This is a genomic window from Nocardiopsis chromatogenes YIM 90109, from assembly GCF_000341185.1.
Classification (GTDB): Bacteria; Actinomycetota; Actinomycetes; order Streptosporangiales; family Streptosporangiaceae; genus Nocardiopsis_A; species Nocardiopsis_A chromatogenes.
Genome location: NZ_ANBH01000009.1, coordinates 1 through 5,654, shown reverse-complemented (window position 1 = coordinate 5,654; position 5,654 = coordinate 1). Strand labels below are relative to the sequence as shown.

The 5,654-nt window shown below is 72.4% G+C and carries 4 protein-coding genes; all 4 read left to right on the top strand.

What is annotated here, in order from left to right:
• The first annotated feature begins 366 nt into the window (after positions 1-366).
• Positions 367-1,875: a 30S ribosomal protein S1 gene (rpsA, locus tag D476_RS0101045; RefSeq protein ID WP_017622132.1), complete on the top strand. Its 1,509-nt coding sequence runs from the start codon at positions 367-369 to the stop codon at positions 1,873-1,875.
• 115 nt (positions 1,876-1,990) lie between these two features.
• Complete coding sequence (locus D476_RS0101040; RefSeq protein WP_017622131.1) at positions 1,991-2,533, top strand: GNAT family N-acetyltransferase; 543 nt, start codon at positions 1,991-1,993, stop codon at positions 2,531-2,533.
• 10 nt (positions 2,534-2,543) lie between these two features.
• Positions 2,544-3,146, top strand: a complete 603-nt coding sequence (gene coaE / locus D476_RS0101035) for a dephospho-CoA kinase (RefSeq protein WP_026123119.1) — start codon at positions 2,544-2,546, stop codon at positions 3,144-3,146.
• Between the two features lie 153 nt (positions 3,147-3,299).
• A complete protein-coding gene (uvrB, locus tag D476_RS0101030) occupies positions 3,300-5,381 on the top strand; it encodes an excinuclease ABC subunit UvrB (protein WP_017622129.1) in 2,082 nt (693 codons plus the stop codon).
• The last annotated feature ends 273 nt before the right edge of the window (positions 5,382-5,654 follow it).

Sequence of the window (5,654 nt, the reverse complement as noted above, 5' to 3'; positions counted from 1 at the left end):
CCCGGCCCAGCAGGGCGGCGCGGCGCCGCAGGGTGGAGGACAAGCGCCGCCGCTCGGCGCTGAAGCGGTCGCGGTCCCGACGAAGCGACGACTGAGCGGTCCCCGGGGCGCCGTTTCGGGGTCGGCGCGCGCGGCGGGGCGTCTTTCCGCTCGCGGGCGCGGGCGGGTAGCATGCCCAGAATGGGGACTTGGCCCGATTGCGGGCCGGGATTCCGATTGACCAGGGGGCGCGGGTCTCATATTCTGGCCGGAGCGTTGTGGCCACCCGTGCGCACCGCGGTTCTCTCACGACCGCACGAACCATCGCAGACGGGCGGCGACGGCGTGACCTTCTAGCCATTGTCCGTATCCGGAGTCCACCCACACATGACGAGCAGCACCGAGGCAACCTCGACACCCCAGGTAGCGGTCGACGACATCGGGTCCGAGGAAGCCTTCCTCGCGGCGATCGACGAGACCATCAAGTACTTCAACGATGGGGACATCGTTGAAGGCACCATTGTGAAGGTCGATCGAGACGAGGTCTTGCTCGACATCGGCTACAAGACCGAAGGGGTCATCCCCTCCCGGGAGCTGTCGATCAAGCACGACGTCGACCCGGGCGAGGTCGTGGCCGTCGGCGACCACGTCGAGGCCCTGGTCCTCCAGAAGGAGGACAAGGAGGGCCGGCTGATCCTGTCCAAGAAGCGCGCCCAGTACGAGCGCGCCTGGGGCACGATCGAGAAGATCAAGGAAGAGGACGGCGTCGTCACCGGCACGGTGATCGAGGTCGTCAAGGGCGGCCTGATCCTCGACATCGGCCTGCGCGGGTTCCTGCCCGCCTCGCTGGTGGAGATGCGCCGCGTCCGCGACCTGCAGCCCTACGTCGGCCGCGAGCTCGAGGCCAAGATCATCGAGCTGGACAAGAACCGCAACAACGTGGTCCTGTCCCGCCGCGCCTGGCTGGAGCAGACGCAGTCGGAGGTCCGCCAGACCTTCCTCAACACCCTGCAGAAGGGCCAGATCCGCAAGGGCGTGGTCTCCTCGATCGTCAACTTCGGCGCCTTCGTCGACCTCGGCGGCGTGGACGGCCTGGTGCACGTCTCCGAGCTGTCCTGGAAGCACATCGACCACCCGAGCGAGGTCGTGGAGGTCGGCCAGGAGGTCACCGTCGAGGTCCTCGACGTCGACATGGAGCGCGAGCGCGTCTCCCTGTCGCTCAAGGCCACGCAGGAGGACCCCTGGCAGCAGTTCGCCCGCACCCACCAGATCGGGCAGGTCGTTCCGGGCAAGGTCACCAAGCTGGTGCCGTTCGGTGCGTTCGTCCGCGTCGAGGAGGGCATCGAGGGCCTGGTGCACATCTCCGAGCTGGCCGAGCGCCACGTGGAGATCCCCGAGCAGGTCGTGCAGGTCGGCACCGAGATCTTCGTCAAGATCATCGACATCGACCTGGACCGCCGCCGCATCAGCCTGTCGCTCAAGCAGGCCAACGAGAGCGTCTCCCCCGAGCAGGAGGAGTTCGACCCCACGCTCTACGGCATGGCCGCCGAGTACGACGAGCAGGGGAACTACAAGTACCCCGAGGGCTTCGACCCCGACACCGGTGAGTGGATGGAGGGCTTCGAGACCCAGCGCGACGAGTGGGAGCGCCAGTACGCCATGGCGCAGTCCCGCTTCGAGGCGCACCGCAAGCAGGTCGCCGAGGCCCGCGCCGCCGAGGCCGAGGCCGAGGCCGGCGGCGGGTACGAGGAGGAGGCCGCTCCGGTCGCCTCCGGTGGCGGCGGCGGTGGGTCCTCCGCCTCCTCCAGCGGCGGCTCCGACTCCACCGGCGGTGCCCTGGCCTCCGACGAGGCCCTGGCCGCGCTGCGGGAGAAGCTCGCGGGCGGCGGCGAGTAGCCACCGACCGCACCGGGACTCCGGAACCGGACAGCGAACCGCCGAGGGCCGCTCCCCGCCATGGGGGGCGGCCCTCCGCTATGCTCGGCGGGCACCCGGACGCGAGAGGCAGGCCATGCGCGCCGACACCCCGCCCGAACCCACCGCCGCCCCGGTCCTGGCCGCGGCCTCCCGCGAGGACGCCGGGGAGATCTGGACCCTGCAGCGCGCGGCCTACCTGTCCGAGGCGCAGCTCTACGGCGACCCCTACCTGCCGCCGCTCGCCGAGACCGAGCAGCAGGTGCGGGCCGCCTTCGACCGCGGGCCGGTCCTCAAGGCGGTGCTGGGCGGGCGCATCGTGGGCGCGGTGCGGGGCGCCCCCGCAGAGCGCACCTTCCTGGTGAACCGGCTGTCCGTGGCGCCGGACGCGCGGCGGCGCGGCATCGGCCGGGCCNCCGGGCGGGAGCGGCGGGCCGCCGCCGACCACCCGGCCCTGGAGCGCTTCGCGGTGTCCGTCGGGCACGGCAGCGAGGCCGCGCTGCGGCTGTGCCGGGGCCTGGGTTACACCGAGGCCTCCCGGGAGCGCATCGCCGACCACCGCACCCTGGTGCACCTGGGCAAGGCGGTGCGCCCGGGCGGGGCGGTGCCCGCCGCCGCGCCCGACGGGGCGGTGCCGTAGTCTCGGCCCCATGCTTCGAGTGGGACTGACCGGGGGAATCGGCTCCGGCAAGAGCGAGGTGGCGCGGCGCCTGGCCGCGGCGGGCGCGCTGGTCATCGACGCCGACGCGATCGCCCGCGAGGTCGTGGAGCCGGGCACGCCCGGCCTGGCCGAGGTGGTGGCCGAGTTCGGCACCGGGGTGCTGGACGCCGACGGGCGGCTGGACCGGCCCCGGCTGGGCGGGATCGTCTTCTCCGACACCGCGAAGCTGGAGCGGCTGAACGCGATCGTGCACCCCCGGGTGGCCGAGCGCACCGAGGAGCTGATGGCGCGCGCGCCCGAGGACGCGGTGGTGGTCTACGACGTGCCGCTGCTGGTGGAGAACGGGCTGCAGGGGATGTACGACCTGGTGGTGGTCGTGGACGCGCCCGAGGAGCTGCGGGTGCGGCGGCTGGTCGAGGACCGGGGCATGCCCGAGGAGCAGGCGCGCGCCCGCATCGCGGCGCAGGCCTCCCGGGAGGAGCGGCTGGCCGCCGCCGACATCGTGGTGGACAACGCGGGCCCGCTGGCGGACCTGGACGCGCGCGTCGCCGAGGTGGAAAAGGAGCTGCGGGCCCGCGCCGACCGGGCCTGACGCCGTGCCGCGGCCCCCGGGGCGCGGGTGCCCGCGGGAATCGGCGGGCGCCCGGGCACGTTGCAGGCGGCGGTCCGGCGCTGTCGCAGGGCGGCGCTAGGTTGGAGGGGGCGGGCACGTGTGCCCGCGGCACGAGGCGACGATGGGGGCGGCATGCGACCGGTGACCGACATCCAGCGCAGGAGGGCGCCGTTCGAGGTGGTCTCGGACATGGTGCCCGCGGGCGACCAGCCCTCGGCCATCGCCGAGCTGGCGGGCCGGGTGGGCCGGGGCGATACCGACACGGTGCTGCTGGGCGCCACCGGCACCGGCAAGACCGCCACGGTGGCCTGGATGGTGGAGCAGGTGCAGCGGCCCACCCTGGTGATGCAGCCGAACAAGACGCTGGCCGCGCAGTTCGCCAACGAGCTGCGGCAGATGCTGCCGAACAACGCGGTCGAGTACTTCGTCTCCTACTACGACTACTACCAGCCCGAGGCCTACGTCCCGCAGACCGACACCTACATCGAGAAGGACTCCTCCATCAACGACGAGGTGGAGCGGCTGCGGCACTCGGCGACCAACTCGCTGCTGACCCGCCGCGACGCCGTGGTGGTGGCGTCGGTCTCGTGCATCTACGGCCTGGGCACCCCGCAGGAGTACGTGGACCGGATGACCCACCTCAAGGCGGGCACCGAGGTCGACCGGGACGAGCTGCTGCGCCGCCTGGTGGAGATGCAGTACACCCGCAACGACACCGCCTTCACCCGCGGCACCTTCCGGGTGCGCGGCGACACCGTGGAGATCATCCCGGTGTACGAGGAGCTGGCGGTGCGCATCGAGATGTTCGGCGACGAGGTCGAGCGCCTGCTGACGCTGCACCCGATCACCGGGGAGGTGCTGGGAGAGGACGACGAGGTCTTCATCTTCCCGGCCTCGCACTACGTGGCCGGGCCCGAGCGGCTGGAGCGGGCGGTCGGCCAGATCGAGGCCGAGCTGTCCGAGCGCCTGTCGGACCTGGAGGCCCAGGGCAAGCTGCTGGAGGCGCAGCGGCTGCGGATGCGCACCACCTACGACATCGAGATGCTGCGCGAGGTCGGCAGCTGCTCGGGGGTGGAGAACTACTCGCGGCACTTCGACGGGCGCGAGCCCGGCAGCGCCCCCAACACCCTGCTGGACTACTTCCCCGAGGACTTCCTGCTGGTCGTCGACGAGTCGCACGTGACGGTGCCGCAGATCGGTGCCATGTACGAGGGGGACGCGGCGCGCAAGCGCACCCTGGTCGAGCACGGGTTCCGGCTGCCCTCGGCGATGGACAACCGCCCGCTGAAGTGGGAGGAGTTCCTGGAGCGGATCGGTCAGACGGTGTACCTGTCGGCCACCCCGGGCCCCTACGAGCTGCGGCAGAGCGGCGGCGACGTGGTCGAGCAGGTGATCCGCCCGACCGGGCTGGTCGACCCGGAGGTGGTGGTCAAGCCCACCGACGGCCAGATCGACGACCTGGTGCACGAGATCCGCGAGCGGGCCGGGCGCGGCGAGCGGGTGCTGGTGACGACCCTGACCAAGAAGATGGCCGAGGACCTCACCGACTACTTCGCCGAGCTGGGCATCCGGGTGCGCTACCTGCACAGCGAGGTGGACACGCTGCGCCGGGTGGAGCTGCTGCGGGAGCTGCGCGTCGGCGAGTTCGACGTGCTGGTCGGCATCAACCTGCTGCGCGAGGGCCTGGACCTGCCGGAGGTCTCCCTGGTGGCGATCCTGGACGCCGACAAGGAGGGGTTCCTGCGCTCGGAGACCTCGCTGATCCAGACGATCGGCCGCGCGGCCCGGAACGTGGCCGGGCAGGTGCACATGTACGCCGACACCGTGACCGACTCGATGCGGCGCGCCATCGACGAGACCAACCGGCGCCGGGCCAAGCAGCTGGCCTACAACGACGAGCACGGCATCGACCCGCAGCCGCTGCGCAAGCAGATCGCCGACATCCTCGACTCGCTGGCCCGCGAGGAGGTCGACACCCAGGAGCTCATCGGGTCCGGGTACCGCAAGACGCCGACCCCGGCGGCGGGCGGCGCGGGGCGCGGGGACGTGTCGCAGATGCCGCGCGCGGAGCTGGCCTCGCTCATCGAGCAGCTGGACGCGCAGATGCACCAGGCCGCGACGGACCTGCAGTTCGAGCTGGCCGCCCGGCTGCGCGACGAGATCAAGGAACTGAAGCGCGAACTGCGGGGGATGGACGCGGCCGGGGTGGAGTGACCGGCCGCCGGTGGCCGGTCCTGCGGGGCCGGGTCGCCGGCCTGCCGCAGGCCGGTCGCCACGACCGGTGGCGCGGTCGGCCGCCGGGCGTGGGGGAGGTCGCCGTGGTGGGCGGCGACGGGGCGACGCTGTTCCGGTATCGCGGTTGTCGTCGTCTCGGGGCGCCGGGGGTGTCGTCGGGCGCGCTTCCCGGCCTTGTCCGCACGTAGCGGGAGGTATTTTCCCAGGTAGCGGCGCTGTCTGGGGTGCGGGCCCGGGGGCCGCCATGGGGGC